This window comes from Burkholderia sp. KL41 (assembly GCF_057005415.2).
Genome location: NZ_CM174446.1, coordinates 3373573 through 3398523, shown reverse-complemented (window position 1 = coordinate 3398523; position 24951 = coordinate 3373573). Strand labels below are relative to the sequence as shown.

Genomic DNA, 24951 nt, shown 5'->3' with positions numbered 1-24951 from the left:
GTTTGAATGGAAATTTTGGGTAAGGATGCTATGAAAACAATCAAGCGAGCCCTCACGGGCGTGCTGGCATGCAGCGGATTGCTCTTTGCCGGTGCCGCCCTGGCGGTCGGTGATAGCCCGGGCGGCCCCCGCGTCAACGAGATCAACTTTCAGCCGCCGGTCACGAAAATCGCCGAGGAGCTCTACGATCTCCACACGATGATGCTGATCCTGTGTACGGTGATCTTCGTCGGCGTGTTCGGTGTGATGTTCTATTCGATCTTCGCGCACCGCAAATCCAAGGGCCACAAGGCCGCCAATTTCCATGAAAGCACGACCGTCGAGATCATCTGGACGATCGTGCCGTTCGTCATCGTCGTGCTGATGGCGCTGCCGGCGACGAAGGCCGTCGTCGCGATGAAGGACACGACCAACGCCGATCTCACGATCAAGGTCACCGGCTACCAGTGGAAGTGGGGCTACGACTACGTGAAGGGCCCGGGCGAGGGCATCGGCTTCCTGTCGACGCTCAGCACCCCGCGTGACGAAGTGATGGGCAAGAAGCCGATCACCGACACCTACCTGCAGGAAGTCGACAACCCGCTCGTCGTGCCGGTCAACAAGAAGATCCGCATCATCACGACCGCGAACGACGTCGTCCACTCGTGGTACGTGCCCGCGTTCGGCGTGAAGCAGGATGCGATCCCCGGCTTCGTGCGCGACACGTGGTTCAAGGCCGACAAGGTCGGTACGTTCCGCGGTTTCTGTACCGAGCTGTGCGGCAAGGAACACGCGTACATGCCGGTCGTCGTCGAAGTCCTGTCGGACGAAGACTACGCGAAGTGGGTCACCGCGCAGAAGGCCAAGCTGGCCGGCGCCGCAGTCGATCCGAACAAGGTCTACACGATGGCCGAACTCGTCGCGCACGGCGAGGAAGTCTACAAGGCGAACTGCGCGGCCTGCCACCAGGTGAGCGGCAAGGGCCTCGGCGCATTCCCGGCCATGGACGGCAGCCCGATCGTGAACGGCCCGATCGCCGGCCATGTCGAGCGCGTGCTGCACGGCAAGGGCGCAATGCCGTCGTGGGCGTCGCTGTCGGATCTCGACATCGCTTCGGTCATCACGTACGAACGCAACTCGTGGGGCAACCACAAGAACGACCTGCTGCAGCCGAAGCAAGTGGCCGACGCGCGTAACGGCAAGATGCCGGAAGACACCGCAGGCGCCGCAGCACCGGCCGAAGCGGCTTCGGCGCCGGCGCAAGCCGCGTCGGGCGCAGCCGAACAGCCGGCGGCAGCGTCGGCATCGGCCGCACTGTCGACGATCTACTTCGAGACGGGCAAGAGCGTGCTGCCGGCCGACGCGAAAGCGGCGATCGCCGCCGCGGCCGACTATGCGAAGGCACATCCGGACGCGAAGCTCGCGCTGTCGGGTTTCACCGACAAGACGGGCTCGGCCGACGCGAACGCCGAACTGGCGAAGCATCGCGCGCAAGCCGTGCGCGACGCGCTGAAGGCAGCAGGCGTGGCGGAAGACCACATTATTCTCAAAAAGCCGGAAACGATCACGGGCGGGGCGGACGCGAAGGAAGCCCGGCGTGTCGAGATTGGGCCGGCGGCTTGACGTGTCGCTGAGTTAGTCGACGTATTCGCATTAGGAGATTCTCATGTCTAGCATCGGGCACGACGTAGCCGCGGACCACGCGCACGACGACCACGCGCACGAAATGCCGCACGGCTGGCGGCGCTGGCTGTTCGCCACCAACCACAAGGACATCGGTACGCTGTACCTGCTGTTCTCGTTCATCATGTTCCTGTCGGGCGGCGTGATGGCCCTCGGCATCCGGGCCGAGCTGTTCGAGCCGGGCCTGCAGATCATGCGTCCGGAGTTCTTCAACGAACTCACGACGATGCACGGCCTGATCATGGTGTTCGGCGCGATCATGCCGGCGTTCGTCGGCTTCGCGAACTGGATGATTCCGCTGCAGATCGGCGCATCCGACATGGCGTTCGCGCGGATGAACAACTTCAGCTTCTGGCTGCTGCCGGTCGCTGCCGTGCTGCTGGTCGGTTCGTTCTTCGCGCCGGGCGGCGCGACGGCCGCCGGCTGGACGCTCTACGCGCCGCTGTCGACGCAGATGGGCCCGGGCATGGACTTCGCGATCTTCGCGGTGCACATCATGGGTGCGTCGTCGATCATGGGCGGGATCAACATCGTCGTGACGATCCTGAACATGCGCGCACCGGGCATGACGCTGATGAAGATGCCGATGTTCGCATGGACGTGGCTGATCACGGCGTACCTGCTGATCGCGGTGATGCCGGTTCTGGCGGGCGCGATCACGATGGTGCTGTTCGACCGTCACTTCGGCACGTCGTTCTTCAACGCGGCAGGCGGCGGCGACCCGGTGATGTACCAGCACATCTTCTGGTTCTTCGGCCACCCCGAGGTGTACATCATGATTCTGCCGGCGTTCGGGATCGTGTCGCAGGTGATCCCGGCGTTCGCACGCAAGACGCTGTTCGGCTATAGCTCGATGGTGTACGCGACGGCTTCGATCGCGATCCTGTCGTTCATGGTCTGGGCGCACCACATGTTCGCAACGGGCATGCCGGTCACCGGCCAGCTGTTCTTCATGTACGCGACGATGCTGATCGCGGTGCCGACCGGCGTGAAGGTGTTCAACTGGCTCGCGACGATGTGGCGCGGCTCGATGACCTTCGAAACCCCGATGCTGTTCGCGATCGGCTTCCTGTTCGTGTTCACGTTCGGCGGTCTCACGGGCCTGATGCTCGCGATGGCGCCGCTCGACATCCAGTATCACGGCACCTACTTCGTGGTGGCGCACTTCCACTACGTGCTGGTGGCCGGCTCGCTGTTCGCGCTGTTCTCGGGCTGGTACTACTGGGCGCCGAAGTGGACGGGCTGGATGTACAACGAGACGCGCGGCAAGATCCACTTCTGGTCGTCGATGATCTTCTTCAACCTGACGTTCTTCCCGATGCACTTCGTCGGTCTCGCCGGCATGCCGCGTCGTTATGCGGACTACCCGGCGCAGTTCACGGACTTCAACCAGGTCGCGACGATCGGCGCATTCGGCTTCGGCCTCGCGCAGGTGTACTTCCTGTTCGCGGTCGCGCTGCCGGCCTACCGTGGCGGCGGCGAGCTGGAAAAGGCGTCGGACAAGCCGTGGGATGGCGCGACGGGCCTCGAGTGGACGGTGCCGAGCCCGGCTCCCTTCCATACGTTCGAGCAACCGCCGCACGTCGAATAAGTTTCACCCTGCGCTCCGCCGTTGCCTGCCGCGCAGGCAGGCGCGGCGGGCGCGGAATTGAAATGTCAGCGAAGTTTCAGATGAACCGGAATCCACAACAAAGACGAACGCCCGAGCAGATCCGCGCGGGCAACAAGCGGCTCGGCCTCATCCTGCTCGTCATCGCCGCCGTTTTTTTTGTGGGTGTCGTGATCAAGCAGTGGTGGCTGTCCACTCACTGATGCAGCAACAGACGCAGTAGCGAGGAAGTTGTCGTATGTCGAAGCCGGAAGAGGGCGCCGTCGATCGCGCGTTCAATCGTTCGATGCTGGTGAAGCTCTTCGTCGTGGCCGGGCTGATGTTCGGTTTCGGCTTCGCGCTGATCCCGATGTACCGGGCGATCTGCCAGATCACCGGCATCAACAACCTGGTGCAGCGCGACGTGAGCGAGCGCGAGGTGAAGAATTCGCAGGTCGACACCAGCCGCACGGTGTCGGTCGAGTTCGACGCGAATGCGCGCGGCCCGCTCGGTTTCAAGCCGGAGCACAACAGCCTCGACGTGCATCCGGGTGAGCTGACGACGATCGTGTACGACGTGACGAACGGGCAGGGCAGGCCGGTCGTTGCACAGGCGATTCCGAGCTACGCGCCGAAGCAGGCGACGGAGTTCTTCAAGAAGATCGAGTGCTTTTGCTTTACGCAGCAGACGCTGGCCGCGAACGAATCGCGCAAGATGCCGGTGGTGTTCGTGATCGATCCGAAACTGCCGAAGGACGTGAAGACGATCACGCTGTCGTACACGTTCTTCGAGCTGAATACGCCGGCCACGCCGGCGCCGGCGCCGGGCAAGACCGCGGCGCAGGGCGCGGCGAAGCCGGACGCATGACGACGGAGGCGGGGCGATGACGGAGGTCAAGCGGGGCGGGTCGTTCGGTCAGGCGCTGAAGGCCGTGCTGTGGTCGTTCTTCGGGGTGCGCAAGCGGCGCGACCTGGAGGCCGACGCGACGCAGCTGAATCCGCTGCACGTGCTGATCGTCGCGTTGCTGGCGGCCGGTGTGTTCATCGGCGTGCTGATCCTGATCGTGCGTGCCGTCGTGGGCTGAGGCGTACGGCTAGCGGCGCGCGGTCACGAAAGAATGCAGTGCGCGGCGCCACGGCGCCGCGTGCAGGAAAGAGCGGTGGCGGTCACGCCGCGCAAGAAATAAAGCCGGAGCGGTTTCCGGTACACAAATTGGACAGAAGTGGAGAATCAAGCATGAGCGGTCAAAACCAGACCCCGTACTATTTCGTGCCGCATCCGTCGCACCATCCGATCAGTGCGGCCATCGGCCTGCTCGTCATGCTCGGATCGGCGGCGCTGTGGATCAACGGTCACGACTGGGCGCCGTTTACGGCACTGCTCGGCCTGCTGTGGTTGCTCTTCACGCTGTATCACTGGTTCGGCGACGCGATCGCCGAGTCGGAAGGCGGTCATTACGGCAAGAACGTCGACAAGTCGTACCGCTGGAGCATGAGCTGGTTCATCTTCTCGGAAGTCATGTTCTTCGGCGCGTTCTTCGGCGCGCTGTTCTATGCACGCGAAATCGCGCTGCACCAGCTCGGCAGCCTCGACTACAAGCTGATCTGGCCGGATTTCTCCGCCGTGTGGCCGAACGAAGGCCCGGCAGCACTCGCCGGTCACTTCAAGACGATGGGCCCGTGGCCGATCCCGACGCTGAACACCGCGTTCCTGCTGTCGTCGGGCGTGACGCTGACGATCTCGCACCACGCGCTGCGTGACGACCATCGCAAGAAGGCGATCGCATGGCTGGCCGCGACGCTCGTGTTCGGTATCTGCTTCCTGTTCCTGCAGGGCTTCGAGTACTACCACGCGTACAACGAACTGAACCTGACGCTGAACTCGGGCGTGTACGGTTCGACGTTCTTCCTGCTGACGGGCTTCCACGGCTTCCACGTGTTCCTCGGCGGCACGATGCTCGCGGTGGTGCTGGTGCGGATGATCCGCGGCCACTTCAAGCCCGATCACCACTTCGCATTCGAAGGCGCCGCGTGGTACTGGCACTTCGTCGACGTCGTCTGGCTCGGCCTGTACGTCGTCGTCTACTGGCTGTAAATGGAAAAACGGCCCGCGCAGCAATGCGCGGGCCGTTTTCATTGGTGTCGTGGGCGCGGCAGCGAGGCTGCGAGCGACACCACCCTGGCGCCGCCGCGACTCAGTCAGGCGGCGCTTTTGCTTGGTGGCGCGGCCGTGCGGCGAAATGTCACAGCGGCGACCGCGGCAACGGCATCAACGCCCGATCGGCAGGCCGGTCGAATGGATCCAGCCCATCCAGTTCGCGACCAGGATGAGCAGGAACAGCGAGACCGACAGCCCGACGCGGGTGGCGAGCGACCAGACCATGCGTTTCGTGTGGCCTCGGTCGTGCATCATGAAGTAGAGCGCCGAGCCCATGCTGGCAATGATGAGGACGAAGGCGATGGGAACGAGTATGTGCATGACACGAACCGGACGACGGCAATTCGGAAGGAAGAGGATAATTATCGCACTTCGCATTCCGGCACATGCCGGGCGGGCCGCATGATGAAGATTCGCTGGCTGCCTGCGCTGCTGATTCTCGTCGTCGTCGCGGTCACGATCCGTCTCGGTTTCTGGCAGCGCGACCGCGCGCACCAGAAGGAAGTGCTGCAGGCGAGCATCGAGCGCTACGAGCAGGCGGCGCCCGTCGACGTCGGCGCGCAGCCGATGCCGCTCGCGTCGATCGAGTTTCACCGCGTGCGGGCGAAGGGCCGTTTCCTGCCTGAACAGGCGGTGTTCCTCGACAATCGGCCGTATAACGACCAGCCGGGTTTTTACGTCGTGATGCCGTTTAAACTCACGGGCGGCGGCGTCGTGCTCGTGAACCGCGGCTGGCTGCCGCGCAATATCGCCGATCGCACGGCGATCGAGCCGTTCGCGACGCCGGCGGGCGATGTCGAGATCGTGGGCATCGCGCGTGCCGACGCGTCGCGTGCGTTCGAGCTCGGCGAAGGCGGGTCGGCGGCGCACCAGAAGATCCGGCAGAACCTGGACGTCGCCGCGTATGCGAAGGAAACGGGGCTGCCGCTGCAGCCGTTCGTGATCCAGCAGACGAGCGACGACGGCGACAAGCTCGTGCGCGACTGGCCGGCGGCGACGACCGGCGTCGAGCGCAATTACGGTTACATGTTTCAGTGGTGGGCGATGGCGGCGGCCGCGCTCGGCTTCGGCCTGTACGCCGCGCGGCGTGCGGCGAAGAAGTCGGCCGGCGCGTGAGCGCCATGCCAGGACGCGGCGCCGGCGCCGCGGGTTCGTTTCGAGAGGTTTGATTTGTCCATGCAATCTTCCCGTCAGGGTTCGGCCGCTGCGCCGATGTCGCCGGCGGCCCGCAAGCGCGGCCGCTGGATGCTCGTGCTGCTGGGTCTCGTGTGCGCGGCACCGATGATCGCGTCGTACTTCACCTATTACGTGATCAAGCCGAAGGGCGGCTCGACGAACTACGGCACGCTGATCGAGCCGCAGCGTCCGATCCCCGCGGATCTGCAGGTGACCGACGAAACCGGCAAGACCGTGCCGCTGTCGTCGCTGCGCGGCGTGTGGCTGTTCGTGATGACCGACCGCAGCGCGTGTGACGACGCATGCGCGCAGAAGCTCTATTTCATGCGCCAGATCCGCGTCACGCAGGCAGGCGAGCGGCACCGGATCACGATGGTGTGGCTGCGCAGCGATGCGGGCGCGATGCCGCAGAAGGTGCTCGACGCGTACCCCGACACACGCCGGCTCGTCGCCGATCCGGCCGCGGTGGCCGCATGGCTGCCGGCCGATGCCGGCACGAAGGACAGCGACCACCTCTACATGGTCGACCCGAACGGCAACCTGATGATGCGTTTCCCGAAGGATCCGAACCCCAGCAAGATCAAGTCGGACGTGACGAAGCTGCTGAAGTGGTCGAGCATCGGCTAAGGCAAGACGAGAGGCAAAGAACCGATGTCGTATCTACTGCAACTCGGCCTGATCGGCCTGTGCATCGCGCTGCTGCCGCTGTCGTACGTGTGGGTGAAGGCCGACGACAACAAGTTTCGCAAGCTGGTGTGGATCACCACCTTCCTGACGCTCGACCTCGTGATGTTCGGCGGCTTCACGCGGCTGACCGACTCGGGGCTCGGCTGCCCTGACTGGCCGGGCTGCTACGGCACGTCGTCGCCGTTCATCGCGCACGCCGCGATCACGGCCGCGCACCAGGCGATGCCGACGGGCCCCGTCAGCATGACGAAGGCGTGGATCGAGATGATCCACCGCTATTTCGCGATGGCGATCGGCGTGCTGATCATCGCGCAGGTCGTGATCGCGTGGTCCGCGAGGCTGCGCCGCCGCCCGCTGCACGTGTCGCCGTGGTGGCCGACGAGCCTGCTGCTGCTGATCCTCGTGCAGGGCGCGTTCGGCGCGTGGACGGTCACAATGAAGCTGCAGCCGGTGATCGTCACGATCCACCTGCTGCTCGGCCTCACGCTGCTCGGCACGCTCGGGTGGCTTGCGGCGCGGCAGACGCCGCTGCCGTCGTACGATCCGGAAGCCGGCCGCTATCGCGCGGCCGCGCTCGCGGCGCTCGTGCTGCTGGTCGTGCAGATCGCGCTCGGCGGCTGGGTAAGCACCAACTACGCGGTGCTCGCATGCACCGACTTCCCGACCTGCAACGGCCAGTGGATTCCGCCGATGGACTTCCAGCACGGCTTCCACCTGTGGCGCGCGCTCGGAATGACGAAGGACGGCGACGCGATCACGCAGGACGCGCTGGTCGCGATCCACTGGACGCACCGCACGTTCGCGTTCGTCGTGGTCGCGTATCTGGTCGCGTTCGCGCTGAAGATGCGCCGCTTCGAATCGCTGCGGCGGCCCGCGAACGGCGTGCTGCTGGTCGTCCTGCTGCAGTTCGTGACGGGCCTGACCAACATCGTGCTGCAGTGGCCGCTGCCGGTCGCCGTCGCGCACAACGGCGGGGCCGCGATCCTGCTGCTGCTCGTCGTCATGTTAAACTTTCGCATCCTTTCAAGCCGCCCCGGCCGTGTCGCGCAGCCTGCGCGCGACGCCGCCCCGGCGTGACCGCCCCCATGCAAAGCACCCTCTCCCAATCGCCCGGTAGCCGCTTTTCCCAGTACATGGCGCTGACGAAGCCGCGTGTCACGCAGCTCGCGGTGTTCTGCGCGGTGATCGGCATGTTCCTCGCGACGCCGGGCATGGTGCCGTGGCACGTGCTGATCGGCGGTACGGTCGGTATCTGGCTGCTGGCCGGCGCGGCGTTCGCGATCAACTGCCTCGTCGAACAGAAGATCGACGCGATGATGCGCCGTACCGCGTGGCGCCCGTCCGCGCGCGGCGAGATCACGACGCCGCAGATCCTGCTGTTCTCGGCCGTGCTCGGCAGCGTCGGCGCATGGACGCTCTATACGTTCACGAACCCGCTGACGATGTGGCTGACGATCGCCACCTTCGTCGGCTATGCGGTGATCTACACGCTGCTGCTCAAGCCGATGACGCCGCAGAACATCGTGATCGGCGGCGCGTCGGGCGCGATGCCGCCGGCGCTCGGGTGGGCCGCGGTCACCGGCGCGGTGCCGGGCGACGCGTGGATCCTCGTGCTGATCATCTTCGTGTGGACGCCGCCGCATTTCTGGGTGCTCGCGCTGTATCGCCGCAAGGATTACGAAAACGCGGGGCTGCCGATGCTGCCCGTCACGCACGGCGAGAAGTTCACGCGGCTGCATATCCTGCTGTACACGGTGATCCTGTTCGCGGTCACGCTGATGCCGTTCATCTCCGGGATGAGCGGGGCCGTCTACCTGACGAGCGCGGTGCTGCTCGGCGCGGTGTTCCTCGCGTATGCGTGGAAGATCCATCGCGACTATTCGGACGAACTCGCCCGCAAGGCCTTCCGCTACTCGATCGTCTACCTGTCGCTGCTGTTTGCCGCGCTGCTCGTCGATCACTATGCACGCCCGCTGCTCGGCGTGTAACCGCACGGTTTGAACGCAATGCTCCAATCACGGTTCGGGCGCCGCGCGCGCCAAGGCTGGATGCTCGCATGCGCATTCACGGCAGCGCTGCTGCTCGCCGGATGCGACAACGCGCCGAAATTCCAGAATCTCGACATCACCGGCAACACGCAGTTCGGCAGCGACTTCTCGCTGCCCGATACGGCCGGCAAGGTGCGCACGCTCGGCGATTTCAAGGGCAAGGCCGTCGTGATGTTCTTCGGCTATACGCACTGCCCGGACGTGTGCCCGACGACGATGGCCGAGCTGTCCGAAGCGTTGAAGCAGCTCGGGCCCGATGCCGCGAAACGCGTGCAGGTGCTGTTCGTCACCGTCGACCCGGAGCGTGACACGCCGGCGCTGCTCGGCCAGTACGTGCCCGCGTTCGATCCGTCGTTCATCGGCCTGCGGCCGGCCGACGAAGCCGCGCTGAAGAAGGTCACGAAGGATTTCCGCGTGTACTACGCGAAGGTGCCCGGCAAGACGCCCGGCAGCTACACGATGGATCACACCGCCGCGAGCTACGTGTTCGACCGCGACGGCAAGCTGCGCCTGTTCGTGCGTGACGGCCAGGGCCCCGGCCCGTGGGTCCACGACCTGAAGCTGCTGGTCGACTGACCGGCAGCCGCCGGGCGCCCGGCCCGGCGTTGCGCGTGACGGCCGTCACGCGTCGTCACCCTGGTTCTCTCCTCGTTGTTGGCATGCGCCGCCCGTCGGGCGGCGTGTCGGCGCGCGCGCATCGCGCACGCGTCGCATGTCGCGTTACGGCAGCGCGGGTACGTTGAAGCCGGATGCGGCGCGCGTGATCCGGAATTCCGTCACGCGATACGTGGCGAGCCCCTCGGTGACGAACGGATCGGTCTTCAGGATCGCGTCCAGCTCGTCGCGATCGATGCGGGCCGCGAGGATCACGCCGCCTTCGCGCGGCACCTTCGGCCCGGCCGCGATGAAGATGCCCTTGTCGAACTGCGGCTGCAGGAATGCGCGATGGCGTTCGAGCGCATCGTCGATATGTTCGAGCGATGCGGTGTAGTGGATGTCGATGACGTACATGGATGGCCCCCGGAATGGTGCCGGCTCCTCGTGTGCCGGCCAGCCGGTCTTTTTAGCACAGCGGATGCGGGCTGTCGCGCTGCGGGCGGCCGACCGACCGGCGGTTTGCCGCACCCGCGCGTATTCAAGTTGTAAGCCTCGGTGCCGTAAATAAAAAGGCAAGCGTTTGCGCGGGGCGGGCCGTTCGCGCGCAGCGTGCGCATCGACATCGACAAAGGCACGCAGATGAGCAGAATGAGTTTGAACCGCAAGCTGTGGCTCGCGCTTGCGCTGGTATGGATCGGTCTCCTGGGCGTCGGCGCATGGAGCGCATACGAGACGCGCGCGACGATGCTCGCCGAACGCAAGGCAGGCATCGCGAATCTCGTCGACTCGGCGGCCGGCATCGTGAAGGCGTATCACGCACTCGCGCAGGGCGGCACGCTGCCCGAGGCCGACGCGAAGCGCGACGCGCTCGCGAGCCTGGCCGCGATGCGCTATGGCGATTCGGGCTACGTGTTCGTGATGGACTCGAAGCCGGTCGTGCTGATGCATCCGACGCTGCCGAAGCTGGTCGGCACGCCGGTCGGCGACTATCTCGACCCGGACGGCAAGCCGCTGTTCGTCACGATCCTGAACGCCGCGAAGGAAACCGGCAGCGGCTTCGCCGAGTACCGCGGGCGCCTGCCGCACAGCGAAACCGCCGTGCCGAAGATCAGCTACGTCACGCGCTTCACGCCGTGGGACTGGAACATCTCGAGCGGCGTCTTCCTGAAGGACATCGACACCATCTATTACCGGACGCTGCTCGGCCACCTCGCGGTCGTGTTCGTGATCGGCTTCGTGATCAGCGCGGCGATGCTGGTGATCATCCGCAACGTGCGCGGCAGCCTCGGCGGCGAGCCCGACGAAGCCGCCGCGCTCGCGGCGCGCATCGCGCAGGGCGACCTGACGCAGCCGGTGCCCGTGCGCGCGGGCGACCGTACGAGCATGATGGCCGCGATGCACGACATGCAGGCCCGCCTGCAGGCGACGATCGGCGGGATTCGCCAGTCGGCCGGATCGATCGCGTCGGCGAGCCGCCAGATCTCCGCCGGCAACGACGACCTGTCGCAGCGCACCGAGGAGCAGGCCGCGTCGCTGGAGGAAACCGCCGCGAGCATGGAGCAGCTGACCGCGACGGTGAAGCAGAACGCCGACAACGCGCGACAGGCGAGCGGGCTCGCGAACAACGCATCGGAGATTGCACGCACGGGGAGCGACGTCGTGAACCGCGTGATCGGCACGATGGGCGAGATCGACGACAGCTCGCGCAAGATCGCCGACATCATCGGCGTGATCGAGGGCATCGCGTTCCAGACCAACATCCTCGCGCTGAACGCGGCGGTGGAAGCGGCGCGCGCGGGCGAGCAGGGCCGCGGCTTCGCGGTGGTCGCGGGCGAAGTGCGCTCGCTCGCGCAGCGCAGCGCGACGGCCGCGAAGGAGATCCGCGAGCTGATCGTCGACTCGGTCGAGCGCGTGCGCAACGGCTCGACGCTGGTCGGCCAGGCCGGCACGACGATGGGCGAGATCCTGCAGGCCGTCGCGCGCGTGACCGACATCATGGGCGAGATCGCGGCCGCGTCCGAGGAGCAGGCGAGCGGCATCACGCAGGTCGGGCGCGCGGTCACGCAGATGGATCAGGTGACGCAGCAGAACGCGGCGCTCGTCGAGGAAGCGGCGGCGGCCGCCGCGTCGCTGCAGGAACAGGCCGCGCGGCTGCGCGATGCGGTCGGCGCGTTCCGGGTCGTCGATGCAGACGGCCTGTCGCCGCGCCGGGCCGGCGGGCAGAGGGGCGAGCCTGCATTCGGCACGAAGGCGGCCGACCATGCGACGGCGGCGTGACGCACACCGGCTGACGCGCACGTCGCTCAAACGCAACTAACGGCCGAGTCGCGCAGCCTCCGCCGGCACCGCTGCGGTGCATACCCATATGAGCGGGATGTATTTCACTTCCCGCCGATCCTGTGACACCATTTGCCCCTTCCTGCGAGTCGGGGCATACCCGTATCGCGCCCCATTTCCAGTAAGCAAGAAAGCGAGAAACAGATGAAGCGTCGCAGTCTCCTGAAGGTATTTTCCGTGCTGGCCACCGGCGCAGCGCTGACGCTGTCGGCAGGCGCGCACGCCGAAGACAAGGTGATCAAGGTCGGCACGGTGGCCGGCCCGGATGCGGAAGTGTGGCAGCTCGTGCAGAAGGTCGCGAAGGAGAAGGAAGGCCTGAACGTGAAGGTCATCGAGTTCAACGACTACGTGCAGCCGAACGCGGCGCTCGATTCGGGCGACCTCGACGCGAACAGCTTCCAGCACCAGCCCTACCTCGACAGCCAGGTGAAGCAGCGCGGCTACAAGATCGTCAGCGCGGGCCTGACCTACATCTCGCCGATCGGCGTGTACTCGAAGAAGTTCAAGACGCTGAAGGACCTGCCGCAAGGCGCGAAGCTCGCGGTGCCGAACGATCCGTCGAACGAGAACCGCGCGCTGCTGCTGCTGCAGACGCAGGGCGTGATCAAGCTGAAGGCGGGCGCCGGCACGGGCGGCAACAACGCGACGGTGCTCGACATCGCCGAGAACCCGAAGAAGCTGAAGATCTCCGAACTCGACGCCGCGCAACTGCCGCGCGTGCTGTCGGACGTCGACGCGGCCGTGATCAACACGAACTACGCGCTCGCCGCGAACCTGCAGCCGACCAAGGACGCGATCGCGCTCGAATCGCTGACGAGCCCGTACGCGAACCTGATCGCCGTGCGCGCGAAGGACAAGGACCAGCCGTGGGTGAAGAAGCTGGTCAAGGCGTACCAGTCGCCGGAAGTGCGCGAATTCATCAAGAAGCAGTTCAAGGGCTCGATGGTCGCGTCGTTCTGAACGCCGCACACCGGCCGGACCGCTGAACGAAAGGGCCTGCATCGAGCAGGCCCTTTTTCATTGGCGCGGCCGGTCGGGGGCCGCGGGATGCCGCGTCCGGCGTCGTCTCACATCTCGCCGCGCCGCGAGCAGATCGACATGATCTGCTGGATCGCATAGTTGTCGCGCACGCCCGGCAGCGACTGCACGACGCACTCGTGAAAGCGCCGCTCGCGCGGCAGCAGCATCGCGTTGTTGCGGTACAGCGCGTCGCACGAGCGCTGGATCAACTGGGCCGCCGCACCGTTGCGGCTCTCGCGCAGCGCATTGAGCATGCAGTCGTCGTATTGCGCGCTGCCGTCGGTCAGCGCGAACGCCGCCCCCGGCAACACCAGCGCGACAGCCGCGAATGCGATGGCTCGGATCTCCCGTTTCATGTCGCCTCCGATGGTGTGGACTGGGTCGGCCGACAGCATAACGTAAAGCCGCGAGCACGGCTGACGCGTTGCGCCGGGGCCGGCCGAAACTGCCGCCGGCCGGGCTTCGCGCGCGGTGACGGCGCCCCGGCGGGCGCCGCGGCCCGGCCTTTTCAAGAAAGCTCGGAGTCAGGCGGTGGTCTGCGGAAATGGTATCCTCGTGCGTTCGCCGCTGCGCACCTTCCCGGGGGGCGCACGGGCCGGCCGCCACCGCGTCGCACGTGTGGCGGCGCCCGCATGACGGCGGCGGAAATTCATCATCCAGAACCGACACAATACGGGGGAGACACACCCATGAAGCGTTTCAAGACTTTCGCGATCCGTTCGATCACGGCCGGCGTGGCCGCGCTCGCGCTGGCCGGTGCCGCGCACGCCCAGACCGTCAAGGTGCTGTCGATCGTCGACCACCCGGCGCTCGATGCGATCCGCGACGGCGTGCGCGCCGAACTGAAGGCGGAAGGTTACGGCGACGACAAGCTCAAGTGGGAATACCAGAGCGCGCAGGGCAACACGGGCACGGCCGCGCAGATCGCGCGCAAGTTCGTCGGCGACCAGCCCGACGTGATCGTCGCGATCGCGACGCCGGCCGCGCAGGCGGTGGTTGCATCGACGAAGAGCGTGCCGGTCGTCTATTCGGGCGTGACCGATCCGGTCGCCGCGCAGCTCGTGAAGGGCTGGGGCCCGTCGGGCACCAACGTGACGGGCGTGTCCGACAAGCTGCCGCTCGATCGCCAGGTCGCGCTGATCAGGCGCGTCGTGCCCAACGCGAAGACGGTCGGCATGGTCTATAACCCGGGCGAGGCGAATTCGGTCGTCGTCGTGAAGGCGTTGAAGGAAATCCTCGCGAAGCAGGGGATGACGCTGAAGGAAGCGGCCGCGCCGCGCACCGTCGACATCGGCCCGGCGGCGAAAAGCCTGATCGGCAAGGTCGACGTGATCTACACGAACACCGACAACAACGTCGTGTCCGCGTACGAAGCGCTCGTGAAGGTCGCGAACGAAGCGAAGATCCCGCTCGTCGCCGGCGACACCGACAGCGTGAAGCGCGGCGGCATCGCGGCGCTCGGCATCAACTACGGCGACCTCGGCCGCCAGACGGGCAAGGTCGTCGCGCGCATCCTGAAGGGCGAGAAGCCGGGCGCGATCGCGTCGGAAACGAGCAGCAACCTCGAGCTGTTCGCGAACACGGGCGCGGCCGCGAAGCAGGGCGTGACGCTCGCGCCGGATCTGCTCAAGGACGCGAAGACGGTCATCAAGTAAGCCGCGGCCCGACCGCCGCGCCTGCAGGCCCGATCCGGGCCTGAACGACACCGCCGGACGGGCGGCTCCCACCCGGGGCCGCCCGTTCGCTTCGCCCGGCCGTACACGTCCGGCCGGGAAGCAACAGGATTTCCCCATCATGTCTCTGTTCTCGTTTCTGGGCGCCCTGGAGATCGGCCTGATCTTCAGCCTCGTCGCCCTCGGGGTGCTGATCTCGTTTCGCATCCTCAACTTCCCCGACCTCACCGTCGACGGCAGCTTTCCGCTCGGCGGCGCCGTCGCCGCGACGCTGATCTCCGCCGGCTACGACCCGTTCAGCTCGACCTGCATCGCGATCGTCGCGGGCGCGGTGGCCGGCTTCATCACCGGCTGGCTCAACGTGCGCCTGAAGATCATGGACCTGCTCGCCAGCATCCTGATGATGATCGCGCTCTATTCGGTGAACCTGCGGATCATGGGCCGGCCGAACGTGCCGCTCATCACCGAGCCGACCGTCTTCACCGTGCTGCAGCCCGACTGGATGCCCGATTACGTGCTGCGCCCCGCGCTGCTCGCGATCGTCGTCGTGGTCGCGAAGCTCGGCCTCGACTGGTTCTTCTCGTCGCAGCTCGGCCTCGCGATGCGCGCGACCGGCGCGAACCCGCGGATGGCGCGCGCGCAGGGCATCGCGACCGGCCGCGCGACGCTCGCCGGGATGGCGCTGTCGAACGCGCTCGTCGCGCTCGCCGGTGCGTTGTTCGCGCAGACGCAGGGCGGCGCGGACATCTCGATGGGGATCGGCACGATCGTGATCGGGCTGGCCGCGGTGATCATCGGCGAGACGCTGCTGCCGGCGCGCCGGCTCGTGCTGACGACGCTCGCCGTCGTGCTCGGCGCGATCGTCTACCGCTTCTTCATCGCGCTTGCGCTGAACAGCGAATTCATCGGCCTGAAGGCGCAGGACCTGAACCTCGTGACGGCCGCGCTCGTCACGATCGCGCTGGTGCTGCCGGCAACGCGCAAGAAGCTGTTCGCGCGCAAGAACGGAGGGGCCTGACATGCTGTCCGCACAAGACCTGAAACTGACGTTCAATCCCGGCACGCCGATCGAGACGCGCGCGCTGCGCGGGCTGTCGCTCGAGATTCCCGACGGCCAGTTCGTCGCGGTGATCGGCTCGAACGGCGCCGGCAAATCGACCTTCCTCAATGCGATCAGCGGCGACCAGGCCGTCGATGCGGGACGCATCTCGATCGACGGCACGGACGTCACGCGCAAGGCCGCGTGGGATCGCGCGCACCTCGTCGCGCGTGTGTTCCAGGATCCGATGGCCGGCACCTGCGAGGCGCTGACGATCGAGGAGAACATGGCGCTCGCGATGGCGCGCGGCGCGCGGCGCGGCTTTCGCGCGGCGCTCGACCGGCCGTCGCGCGAGCTGTTCCGCGACAAGCTGCGGCTGCTGAACCTCGGGCTGGAAAACCGGTTGACCGACCGGATCGGGCTGCTGTCGGGCGGCCAGCGGCAGGCGGTGAGCCTGTTGATGGCGTCGCTGCGGCCGTCGCGGATCCTGCTGCTCGACGAGCACACGGCCGCGCTCGACCCGAAGACGGCCGCGTTCGTGCTGGAGCTGACCGCGCGCATCGTCGCCGAGAGCAAGCTGACGACGATGATGGTCACGCACAGCATGCGGCAGGCGCTCGACTACGGCGACCGCACGGTGATGCTGCACCAGGGGCAGGTCGTGCTCGACGTGTCGGGCGACGCGCGCAAGGGGCTCGACGTGCCGGACCTGCTGCAGATGTTCGAGAAGGTGCGTCACGAGCAGCTCGACGACGACGCGCTGCTGCTCGGCTGACGGGCGGCTGGCGGGCCGGCGCGGCGCGGGGTGTTGCATCGTGCCGGTTCGCGTGAGGGGTGGTGTGTCGGCCCGGCGAGTCGGGTCGACAAGTCGGCCCGACGAATCAGCCCGACGAATTGGGGTGGCGCGGCGGGTCGGCAATTCGGCCCGGTTGGCGGTGGCGCGCGTTCGGGCGGCACGGTCCGGCCACACCCGCTCCGGTGCGGCGTAACATGACGACCGCGCCGGCTTGCCCGTCGTTTCTCCTCTGACGAAAACCGGTTTCGCGCCGGTGCTGTGCGACGCGAGCGCATTGCCATATACTGTATATCCATACAGTTGTGGGTGGCGTCATGCTCGCATCCTCCATTTCTCCCGAATCCCTTCATCCGTCGCTGTGGCGCGGTTCCCAGCTCGCGCGCGGCGGCCCGCGCACGATCGATACCGGCTTCGCCCCGCTGTCGGCCGAGCTGCCGGGCGGCGGCTGGCCGGTCGGCGGGCTCGTCGAACTGCTGGCCGCGCAGCCGGGCTGCGGCGAGATGCGGCTGCTCGCGCCCGCGCTCGCACGCACCGTCAGCGCGCGCCGTCCGCTTGCGCTCGTCGCGCCGCCTCAAGCGCCGCATGCGACCGCGCTCGCCAGCCTCGGCGTACCGTCCGACGCGCTGCTGTGGCTGCGTGCCGGCAGCCGCACCGATGCGTTGTGGGCTGCCGAGCAGGCGCTCAAGACGGGGTGCTGCGGCGCGCTGCTGCTCTGGCAGGATGCGCGGCCCGATGCGCTGCGGCGCCTGCATCTCGCGGCCGCGCGCACGGGCGACACGCTGTTCGTGATGCTGCGCCCGCTGTCGGCCGGGCGGCAACCGTCGCCGGCCGTGCTGCGCGTCGCGCTGTATCCGGTGCCGGGCGGCGTGTCGCTCGACATCGTCAAGCGTCGCGGCCCCGCACGCGGCGAGCCGCTCGTGCTCGACCTGCCGTCGCCCATCGTGGAGAGCCGCTATGCGCGTCTTGCTCGGCATCCATCTGCCGCGCCTGCCGCTCGACGTGTGCGCCCCGCCGCCGTCTGACGGCGCGGCGCAACGCGTAGACGAAGCGGACGAAGCAGGCTGCGCGGTGCTCGAGCAGGGTGTCGTGCTGATCGCCGATGCGCCCGCGCGCCGGCAGGGCGTGCGCGCGGGCATGAAGCGCGGCGGCGTGCTTACGCTCGCGCCGCACACGCGGCTCGTCGAACGCGACCCCGCGCGCGAAGCCGATGCGCTGCGCGCGGTCGCGCTCGCGTTGCTGCGCTTTTCGCCGTGCGTTGCGCTCGACGACGAAGCCACGCTGATCGTCGACGTCGGCCCGAGCCTGCGCCTGTTCGGCGGCCTGCCGTCGCTGTGCCGACAGGTGCGCGCGACGCTCGCGGCGCTCGGCTATGCGGCGCGCCTGTCCGCCGCACCGACCGGGCGTGGCGCGTGGCTGCTCGCGCGCGTGTCGGCCCGTGCACGCCTCCGGCGCCGCGTCGCCGGCCAGGTGTCGCTCGTGCGTTCGCTCGACAGGCTGCCGTGCGTGCTGCTGCCCGATGCGCGTCCGTATGCGGGCTGGTTCGACGGCCTCGGCTGCCGCACGCTCGCCGACCTGCGCAACCTGCCGCGCGCGGGGCTGCAGCGCCGCTGCGGTCCCGCGTTGCTGGCCGCGCTCGATCGCGCGTACGGCGATGCGGTCGAGCCGCTCGCATGGATGGCGGTGCCGCCGGTGTTCGACGTGCGGCTCGAATTGCCGGAGCGCGTCGAATACGCGGAAGCCGTGCTGTTCGCCGCGCGGCGGCTCGTCGTGCAGCTGTGCGGCTGGCTGGCCGCGCGGCAGCTGTCGCTGGCCGCGATGACGTTCGATCTCGAGCACGAGCGCGGCCGTCAGGCCGTGCCGCCGACGCCGCTCGAACTCGCGTTCGCCGCACCCGTGCGCGACGAGACGCATTTCATGCGGCTGCTCGGCGAGCGGCTCGCGCGCGTCGAGTTGCCGGCCGCGGTGATCGCGGTGCGTCTGAAGGCCACGCGCGTCGAATCGGTCGCGCCGCCGGCCGACGATCTTTTCCCCGAGCCGGGCGGCACGAAAGAGACGCGCGCGCGGCTGTTCGAGCTGCTGGTCGCACGGCTCGGCGCGGAGAACGTGCTGCGCGCGGCACCCGTCGCCGATCACCGGCCCGAGGCCGCGAACCGCTGGCTGCCGCTCGATGCGCAGGTCGGCAAGCCGGCCGGCGGGCCGCCGGCCGTGCCGCCGAGGCCCGCGTGGTTGCTGGACGAGCCGCTGCCGCTGTTGATGCGGGGGGAGCGGCCGGTATTTCATACGCCGCTCAGGATGATGTCGTCGGTGGAACGGATCGAGGCCGGGTGGTTCGATGGCCAGCTCGCCGCACGCGATTACCACGTCGCGCAGGACGAAACCGGTGCGTGCTACTGGGTGTTCAAGGAGCGGGCAGCGAGCGAGGCCGCGCCGCGCTGGTTCCTGCACGGCCTGTTCGGGTGAACGGTCATGGTTGCGGAATTCAGCTGGCTGCCCGATTACGCGGAGTTGTTCTGCCGTTCGAACTTTTCGTTCCTGCATGGCGCGTCGCATGCGGAAGAACTGGTCGAGCGTGCGGCGGAACTCGGCTATCGCGGGATCGCGATCACCGACGAATGCTCGCTCGCCGGCGCACCGCGCATGCACGTCGCGGCGAAGGCGAAAGGGTTGCCGCTCGTCATCGGTTCGTACTTCGAAGTCACACCGGATGAAGTCGCACCGGGCCACGATCCGGGCCCCGGCGCGTTCGGGCTCGTGCTGCTCGCGCAGAATCGGGAAGGCTACGGCAACCTGTCCGAGCTGATTTCGTGGCGGCGGATGGAAGCGCCGAAGGGGACGTACACGCTGACGTCGCACATGCTGTCGAGGCCGCCCGAGGCATTCGCACACCTGCGCGGCATGCCCGACTGCTTCGCGATTCTCGTGCCCGCGTACCCGGTGCGCGCGGACGTGCTCGATGCACAGGTCGCGTGGTTTCGCGCGACGTTCGGCGAGCGTGCACGGCTCGGGCTCGTGCAGTTGCAGCGCGCGCTGGACGGTGCGCAGCGCGAAGAGATTCGTGCGGCGGGCGAGCGGCGCGGCGTGCGCATCGTCGCACTCGGCGACGTGACGATGCACCGGCGCTCGTGCAAGGAACTGCAGGACGTGATGACGGCGATCCGTGTCGGGATGCCTGTCGCGGAATGCGGTTATGCGCTCGCGCCGAATGCGGAGCAGCATCTGCGTGCGCGCGGGCGGATCGGGAAGCTGTTTTCGCCGGAAGAGATCGCGGAAACGTGCGCGATGCTCGACGGCTGCAATTTCTCCCTCGATGACCTGAAGTATGAATACCCGCTCGAACTCGTCCCGCGCGGGCATACGCCGACGAGCTACCTGAAGCAGGAGACCTGGGCGGGTGTGGCCCGGCGTTACTGGAATGGTGTGCCGGAGAAAGTAGCCAGGCAGATCCGGTATGAACTCGCCCTGATCGCGAAACTGAATTACGAGCCGTTCTTCCTGACCGTCTACGACATCGTCAAATTCGCGCGCAGCCAGAACATCCTGTGCCAGGGACGCGGCTCGGCGGCGAACTCGGTGGTCTGCTATTGCCTCGGCATTACCGAGGTCGATCCCGATCAGAGCACGATGCTGTTCGAGCGCTTCATCAGCGTGGAGCGCGGCGAGCCGCCCGATATCGACGTCGATTTCGAGCATCAGCGCCGGGAAGAAGTGATTCAGCATATCTACGAGAAGTACGGGCACGATCGCGCCGCACTGGCGGCAGCCGTATCGACCTATCGCCCGCGCGGCGTGCTGCGCGAGACCGGCAAGGCGCTCGGTGTCGATCCGGTGCTGGTCGATCGCGTCGCGAAAGCGCATCGCTGGTTCGACGGCAGTCGCGACCTGCTGCAGCAATTCTCGACGACCGGGCTCGATCCCGAGACGCCGCTCATCCAGGCGTGGGCCCGGCTCGCCGCGCGGCTGCTGAACTTCCCGCGCCATCTGTCGCAGCACTCGGGCGGCTTCGTGATCAGCCGCGGCAAGCTCACGCGGCTCGTGCCGGTCGAGAACGCGGCGATGGACGGGCGGCGCGTGATCCAGTGGGACAAGGACGATCTCGAAGCACTCGGGCTGATGAAGGTCGACGTGCTCGCGCTCGGCATGCTGTCGGCGCTGCATCGCGCGTTCGACATGCGCACCGCATGGCGAGGCCCGCCGAAGGCTGACGGCAAGCCGTTCACGTTGAAGCACATTCCGAAGGATGACGACGCAACTTACGACATGATTTGCCGCGCCGACACGGTCGGCGTGTTCCAGATCGAATCGCGTGCGCAGATGTCGATGCTGCCGCGCCTGCGGCCGCGCACTTATTACGACCTGGTGATCGAGGTGGCGATCGTGCGGCCGGGGCCGATCCAGGGCGGGGCAGTGCACCCTTATCTGAAACGACGCCAGGGCATCGAAAAGGTCAGTTATCCAAAGGAGGACCTGAAGCCCGCGCTCGAACGGACGTACGGCGTGCCGATCTTCCAGGAACAGGTGATGCAGATCGCGATGATCGCGGCCGGCTTCACGGCCGGTGAGGCCGACCAGTTGCGTCGCGCGATGGCCGCGTGGAAGCGCAAGGGCAATCTGGAGCAATATCACGGCAAGATCGTCGACGGGATGCGCGAGCGCGATTACCCGCCCGAGTTCGCCGAACAGATCTTCGAGCAGATCAAGGGCTTCGGCGATTACGGTTTCCCCGAGAGCCACGCGGCGAGCTTCGCGAAGCTCGCCTATGCCAGCAGCTGGCTCAAATGCCACGAACCGGCGATCTTCCTCGCCGCATTGCTGAACAGCCAGCCGATGGGTTTCTATCCGCCGTCGCAACTCGTGCAGGACGCGAAGCGTCACGGCGTGCAGGTCCTGCCGATCGACGTCACGCAAAGCGGCTGGGAGGCATCGCTCGAAGCGCTGCCCGGCCAGCCGCCTCCGCACGGACAGCCGGCCGTCCGGCTCGGGCTGTCGCTCGTGAGCGGTCTGGGAGAAGCCGCTGTCCGCAGGATCGAAGCCGCACGCGCGGCGGGCCCCTTCGACAACGTCGACACTCTCGCGCGTCGCGCGCAGCTCGAGCGCCGCGATCTCGAAGCGCTCGCCGCCGCGAACGCGCTCGCGACCCTCGCCGGCCATCGTCGCGACGCGCTGTGGCAAGCGGTTGCAGCGGCACCCGAGCGTGACCTGCTCGCGACCGCACCGATCGACGAAGTGGAGAAGCCGGCACTCGGCGCGCCGTCGGAAGCCGACGACATCCTCGCCGACTATCACACCACCGGCCTCACGCTGAACCGTCACCCGGTCGCGCTGCTGCGGCCCGAGCTGCGCGCGCGGCGGCTGTCGTCCGCGGCCGAACTGCACGACCGCCCCGACGGCCGGCTCGCGCGCGCGTGCGGGCTCGTGACCGCGCGCCAGATGCCGGGCACCGCGAAAGGCGTGATGTTCATGACGCTCGAGGACGAAACCGGCTGCGTGAACCTGATCGTCCGGCCCGAGCTGCTCGCGCGGCAGCGCCGCGAAACCCTCGATTCGCGGCTGCTCGCCGTGTCCGGCGTGTGGCAGGTCGCGAGCGACGTGAGGCACCTCGTCGCGCAGCATTTCGAGGATCTGACGCCGCTGCTCGGCGGCCTGCGCACGTCGAGCCGCGAGTTCCATTGATGCCAGGTGCACCGCGCGTGGCACGACGGGCGTGAAGCCGATCGATCGTCGCGATGCCGTGAACGCGTCGCGCGTTACGGCATGACGGGCGGATGGTAGGCGAGTGTGCCCGCGAGTGCCCAGAGCATGAAGATCACGAGCGGCAGGTGAACCGCCAGTTGCGTGAACGTGAAACCGACAATGTCGCGGGCACGCAACCCGAGCACCCCGAGTAGCGGCAGCATCCAGAACGGGTTGATCAGGTTCGGCAACGCCTCGGCTGCGTTGTAGACCGTCACGGCCCAGCCCAGATGAACCTGCAGCAGTTTCGCCGCCTCGATGACGTACGGCGCCTCGATGATCCACTTGCCGCCGCCGGACGGCACGAAGAACCCGAGCACGGCCGAATACACGCCCATCACTGCGGGAAACGACGCATGCGACGACATCGCAACGAAGAAATGGGCGAGGTGATCGGAGAGCGGCAGTCCGGCGGGTGCCGCGGCTTTTGTCAGGATGTAGGCGATCCCGCCGTACAGCGGAAACTGGATCAGCACACCCGCAACAGACGGCACCGAACGCGCGACGGCATTGAGGAATCGTCTCGGCCGCCAGTTCAGCAGCATGCCCAGCAGCAGGAACAGAAAGTTGTACGTGTTCAGATTCGAGATCGCGATCAGCGGATTCTTCGTCGTGAACTCGTGCCAGGCCCAGATCGCGCCGATCGCCACGATGGCAATGGTGACGAGCGGACTGTACTCGAGCCAGTCCCCCGGGCGGGTCGGACGTGCGAGCGTCGCATGGCTTTCGTCGAGATGAATGCCCAGCTCCGCCGCGGTTTTCGCCCGTGCGTCGTTGGGCGCGGACAGATACGCGATCAGCAGCGACGCGCCGGTCAGCACGGCGGCCATCAGCATCGACTGCGGGAGAAAGATCGTCTCGGTGAAGGGTATGACGCCGGAGATGGCCAGCAGCGCCTTGGGCAGGCTGTCCGGATTTGCCTGCAATTGCGAGGCGGATGAACTCAATCCCAGCGCCCACGTCGCACCCATCCCGAGATAGGCCGCCGCGCCCGCTGCCCGGTAATCCATGCGCAGATCGGTGCGGCGGGCCAGCGCACGGACCAGAAGGCCGCTGAAGATCAGGCTGATCGCCCAGTTGAACAGCGATGCGACGATACTGACGAGCGCAACGAACGTTACCGATGCGCGCCCGGACGAAGGCAGGCGCGCGAGCGCATCGATCAGCCTCGACGCGGGCGGCGACACCGCGACGACATAGCCCGAGATGGCGACGATCGCCATCTGCATCGTGAACGGGATAAGGCTCCAGAAGCCATCGCCGAACGCAACGCCGATCCGCGTGACCGGCGCACCGGCTGTCAGTGCGCCCACCGCCACGATCACCACGGCGAGCGCGGCGAAGATGTAGGCGTCCGGGAACCACTTTTCCGACCAGCGTGCCATGCCCGCGGCCATCCGTTCCAGCATGCGTTCACGGTCGACCGCCGGCGCGTCGCAGTCCTGCACGTCCATCAGCTCTTTCATTTCGATCTCCTTGCCCGTCACGGCTTCAGTTTGTCTTTTCAACTATTTGAACGGCCGCGGCCAGATCCTCGAGTGCGGTGCCGACCGCCTTGAACACGGTGCGCTGGCTGTCGTTCGTCCGCCCCTGTGCTTCGCCCCGGCATAGCGCCGTCAGCGTCCGGTTCAGGCGGTCGGGCGCAATGACGTTGCGCGCGAGCGGACCCAGAAGGTCGCCGGATTTCTGCGGTGCCTCGTCCGTATCGACATAAATCTCCGCCTGCCGGAAGCAATCGTCGTCGGCTTCGCGCATGCGCGGCGTAAAGCTGCCGATCAGGTCCAGGTGCGACCCCGGTGCGAGCCACGCGCCGCGGACAATCGGTTCCGTCGCAAGCGTCGTGCAGGTGACGACGTCCGCGCGACGGATGCTTGCCTCGAGGTTCGTGACGGGTGAGGCGTCGAAACCGAGCCGGGTCAGCCCGTCGACCAGTCGTGCAACCGCGTCGCGATCCCTGTCCCAGACCTCGACGACCGAGATCGGCAACTGGCTGCGATAGGCGGGCGGAACCAGGCTGCCGACCCGGCCGGCCCCCATCAGCACGAGGCGCGACGCATCCGGGCGGGCCAGATAGGTCGCGGCCAGCGCGGACGCAGCCGCGGTGCGGCGCGACGTGATTTCGTTTCCGTCCAGCTGCGCAAGCGGCTGGCCTGTCCGCCCGTCATAGAGCACGTAGGTCGAGTGCAGTCCGGGCAGGCCGTGTCTCGCATTGCCCGGGAAGATGTTGACCGTCTTGATGCCCAGGTAGCCGTTGTCTTCCCACGCGGGCATGATGAGCACCGTGCCTTCGTCTTCGCCGTCGGCATGGAGTGTGTGCGCATGGCGAAGCGGGACGTGGCAGCCGTCGATGAACGCCTGTCGCAGGCGTGCGACCAGCGATTCGAAATCCAGTGCGTCGCGTGTCGCGACGGCGTCGAAAAATTTCATGGTGAACCTTTCC

General features: G+C 67.1%; 24 protein-coding genes. 19 read left to right on the top strand and 5 right to left on the bottom strand.

Annotated elements, in window-relative coordinates; translation table 11 throughout:
* The first annotated feature begins 6 nt into the window (after window positions 1-6).
* From coxB to PQB87_RS15950, 6 genes are all read left to right on the top strand, one after another.
* Window positions 7-1602 carry a cytochrome c oxidase subunit II gene (gene coxB / locus PQB87_RS15975; protein WP_059688660.1) on the top strand — a complete coding sequence of 532 codons (1596 nt, stop codon included), beginning with the start codon at window positions 7-9 and terminating at the stop codon, window positions 1600-1602.
* A 43-nt stretch (window positions 1603-1645) separates the two neighbouring features.
* Entirely contained in the window at window positions 1646-3253 is a 1608-nt protein-coding gene (gene ctaD, locus PQB87_RS15970) for a cytochrome c oxidase subunit I (protein WP_014895962.1), read from the top strand.
* Window positions 3254-3333: 80 nt separating this feature from the next.
* Window positions 3334-3474, top strand: a complete 141-nt coding sequence (locus tag PQB87_RS15965; RefSeq protein ID WP_027789063.1) for a cytochrome oxidase small assembly protein — start codon at window positions 3334-3336, stop codon at window positions 3472-3474.
* Window positions 3475-3509: 35 nt separating this feature from the next.
* Window positions 3510-4118 carry a cytochrome c oxidase assembly protein gene (locus PQB87_RS15960; protein WP_011353276.1) on the top strand — a complete coding sequence of 203 codons (609 nt, stop codon included), beginning with the start codon at window positions 3510-3512 and terminating at the stop codon, window positions 4116-4118.
* Between the two features lie 16 nt (window positions 4119-4134).
* Window positions 4135-4335, top strand: a complete 201-nt coding sequence (locus PQB87_RS15955; protein WP_021163748.1) for a DUF2970 domain-containing protein — start codon at window positions 4135-4137, stop codon at window positions 4333-4335.
* A 152-nt stretch (window positions 4336-4487) separates the two neighbouring features.
* On the top strand, window positions 4488-5345 hold the full coding sequence (locus PQB87_RS15950) for a cytochrome c oxidase subunit 3 (protein ID WP_027789064.1): 858 nt from the start codon (window positions 4488-4490) through the stop codon (window positions 5343-5345).
* A 174-nt stretch (window positions 5346-5519) separates the two neighbouring features.
* On the opposite strand, the gene PQB87_RS15945 is transcribed toward PQB87_RS15950, so the two are convergent.
* Window positions 5520-5729 carry a twin transmembrane helix small protein gene (locus tag PQB87_RS15945; protein ID WP_059688661.1) on the bottom strand — a complete coding sequence of 70 codons (210 nt, stop codon included), beginning with the start codon at window positions 5727-5729 and terminating at the stop codon, window positions 5520-5522.
* Between the two features lie 84 nt (window positions 5730-5813).
* Between PQB87_RS15945 and PQB87_RS15940 the strand changes: the two genes are divergently transcribed.
* Genes PQB87_RS15940 through PQB87_RS15920 form a run of 5 tightly spaced genes read left to right on the top strand, consistent with a single transcriptional unit; the run spans window position 5814 to window position 9895 of the window.
* A complete protein-coding gene (locus tag PQB87_RS15940; RefSeq protein ID WP_233345266.1) occupies window positions 5814-6524 on the top strand; it encodes an SURF1 family protein in 711 nt (236 codons plus the stop codon).
* Window positions 6525-6584: 60 nt separating this feature from the next.
* Window positions 6585-7211: an SCO family protein gene (locus PQB87_RS15935; protein ID WP_027789066.1), complete on the top strand. Its 627-nt coding sequence runs from the start codon at window positions 6585-6587 to the stop codon at window positions 7209-7211.
* Between the two features lie 24 nt (window positions 7212-7235).
* On the top strand, window positions 7236-8348 hold the full coding sequence (locus PQB87_RS15930; RefSeq protein WP_021163752.1) for a COX15/CtaA family protein: 1113 nt from the start codon (window positions 7236-7238) through the stop codon (window positions 8346-8348).
* A gap of 8 nt (window positions 8349-8356) precedes the next feature.
* Window positions 8357-9259 carry a heme o synthase gene (gene cyoE / locus PQB87_RS15925; protein WP_006477738.1) on the top strand — a complete coding sequence of 301 codons (903 nt, stop codon included), beginning with the start codon at window positions 8357-8359 and terminating at the stop codon, window positions 9257-9259.
* A gap of 18 nt (window positions 9260-9277) precedes the next feature.
* Window positions 9278-9895 (top strand): SCO family protein, encoded by a 618-nt coding sequence (locus tag PQB87_RS15920; protein ID WP_042978155.1) that lies wholly within the window; start codon window positions 9278-9280, stop codon window positions 9893-9895.
* Window positions 9896-10039: 144 nt separating this feature from the next.
* On the opposite strand, the gene PQB87_RS15915 is transcribed toward PQB87_RS15920, so the two are convergent.
* Window positions 10040-10330 (bottom strand): YciI family protein, encoded by a 291-nt coding sequence (locus PQB87_RS15915; protein ID WP_021163754.1) that lies wholly within the window; start codon window positions 10328-10330, stop codon window positions 10040-10042.
* 225 nt (window positions 10331-10555) lie between these two features.
* Here PQB87_RS15915 and PQB87_RS15910 point away from each other — a divergent pair, with 225 nt between their 5' ends.
* Together PQB87_RS15910 and PQB87_RS15905 are read left to right on the top strand one after the other, a co-directional pair.
* Entirely contained in the window at window positions 10556-12193 is a 1638-nt protein-coding gene (locus PQB87_RS15910; RefSeq protein WP_153488871.1) for a methyl-accepting chemotaxis protein, read from the top strand.
* Window positions 12194-12397: 204 nt separating this feature from the next.
* A complete protein-coding gene (locus PQB87_RS15905) occupies window positions 12398-13213 on the top strand; it encodes a MetQ/NlpA family ABC transporter substrate-binding protein (protein WP_048025688.1) in 816 nt (271 codons plus the stop codon).
* A 107-nt stretch (window positions 13214-13320) separates the two neighbouring features.
* Here PQB87_RS15905 and PQB87_RS15900 read toward each other — a convergent pair whose 3' ends face one another.
* Window positions 13321-13629 (bottom strand): VF_A0006 family four-cysteine protein, encoded by a 309-nt coding sequence (locus tag PQB87_RS15900; protein ID WP_489242373.1) that lies wholly within the window; start codon window positions 13627-13629, stop codon window positions 13321-13323.
* Between the two features lie 333 nt (window positions 13630-13962).
* Between PQB87_RS15900 and PQB87_RS15895 the strand changes: the two genes are divergently transcribed.
* The 6 genes from PQB87_RS15895 (at window position 13963) to PQB87_RS15870 (ending at window position 22451) form a co-directional block, all read left to right on the top strand.
* On the top strand, window positions 13963-14928 hold the full coding sequence (locus PQB87_RS15895) for an ABC transporter substrate-binding protein (protein WP_060067331.1): 966 nt from the start codon (window positions 13963-13965) through the stop codon (window positions 14926-14928).
* 139 nt (window positions 14929-15067) lie between these two features.
* Window positions 15068-15964 carry an ABC transporter permease gene (locus tag PQB87_RS15890; RefSeq protein ID WP_021163152.1) on the top strand — a complete coding sequence of 299 codons (897 nt, stop codon included), beginning with the start codon at window positions 15068-15070 and terminating at the stop codon, window positions 15962-15964.
* 1 nt (window position 15965) lies between these two features.
* Window positions 15966-16760, top strand: coding sequence for an ABC transporter ATP-binding protein (locus tag PQB87_RS15885; protein ID WP_021163153.1), 795 nt, complete (start codon window positions 15966-15968; stop codon window positions 16758-16760).
* Window positions 16761-17095: 335 nt separating this feature from the next.
* Window positions 17096-17803 (top strand): translesion DNA synthesis-associated protein ImuA, encoded by a 708-nt coding sequence (gene imuA / locus PQB87_RS15880; protein ID WP_060067328.1) that lies wholly within the window; start codon window positions 17096-17098, stop codon window positions 17801-17803.
* Window positions 17736-19241 (top strand): Y-family DNA polymerase, encoded by a 1506-nt coding sequence (locus PQB87_RS15875; protein ID WP_301863401.1) that lies wholly within the window; start codon window positions 17736-17738, stop codon window positions 19239-19241. The genes imuA and PQB87_RS15875 overlap by 68 nt, the downstream gene beginning before the upstream one ends.
* A 6-nt stretch (window positions 19242-19247) precedes the next feature.
* Entirely contained in the window at window positions 19248-22451 is a 3204-nt protein-coding gene (locus tag PQB87_RS15870) for an error-prone DNA polymerase (protein WP_489242372.1), read from the top strand.
* Window positions 22452-22525: 74 nt separating this feature from the next.
* Here PQB87_RS15870 and PQB87_RS15865 read toward each other — a convergent pair whose 3' ends face one another.
* Both PQB87_RS15865 and lhpI read right to left on the bottom strand, forming a co-directional pair.
* Entirely contained in the window at window positions 22526-23977 is a 1452-nt protein-coding gene (locus PQB87_RS15865) for a short-chain fatty acid transporter (RefSeq protein WP_489242371.1), read from the bottom strand.
* 25 nt (window positions 23978-24002) lie between these two features.
* The gene (lhpI, locus tag PQB87_RS15860; RefSeq protein ID WP_489242370.1) at window positions 24003-24938 is read right to left on the bottom strand and encodes a bifunctional Delta(1)-pyrroline-2-carboxylate/Delta(1)-piperideine-2-carboxylate reductase; all 936 of its coding nucleotides are present in this window, start codon (window positions 24936-24938) and stop codon (window positions 24003-24005) included.
* Window positions 24939-24951 lie beyond the last annotated feature (13 nt).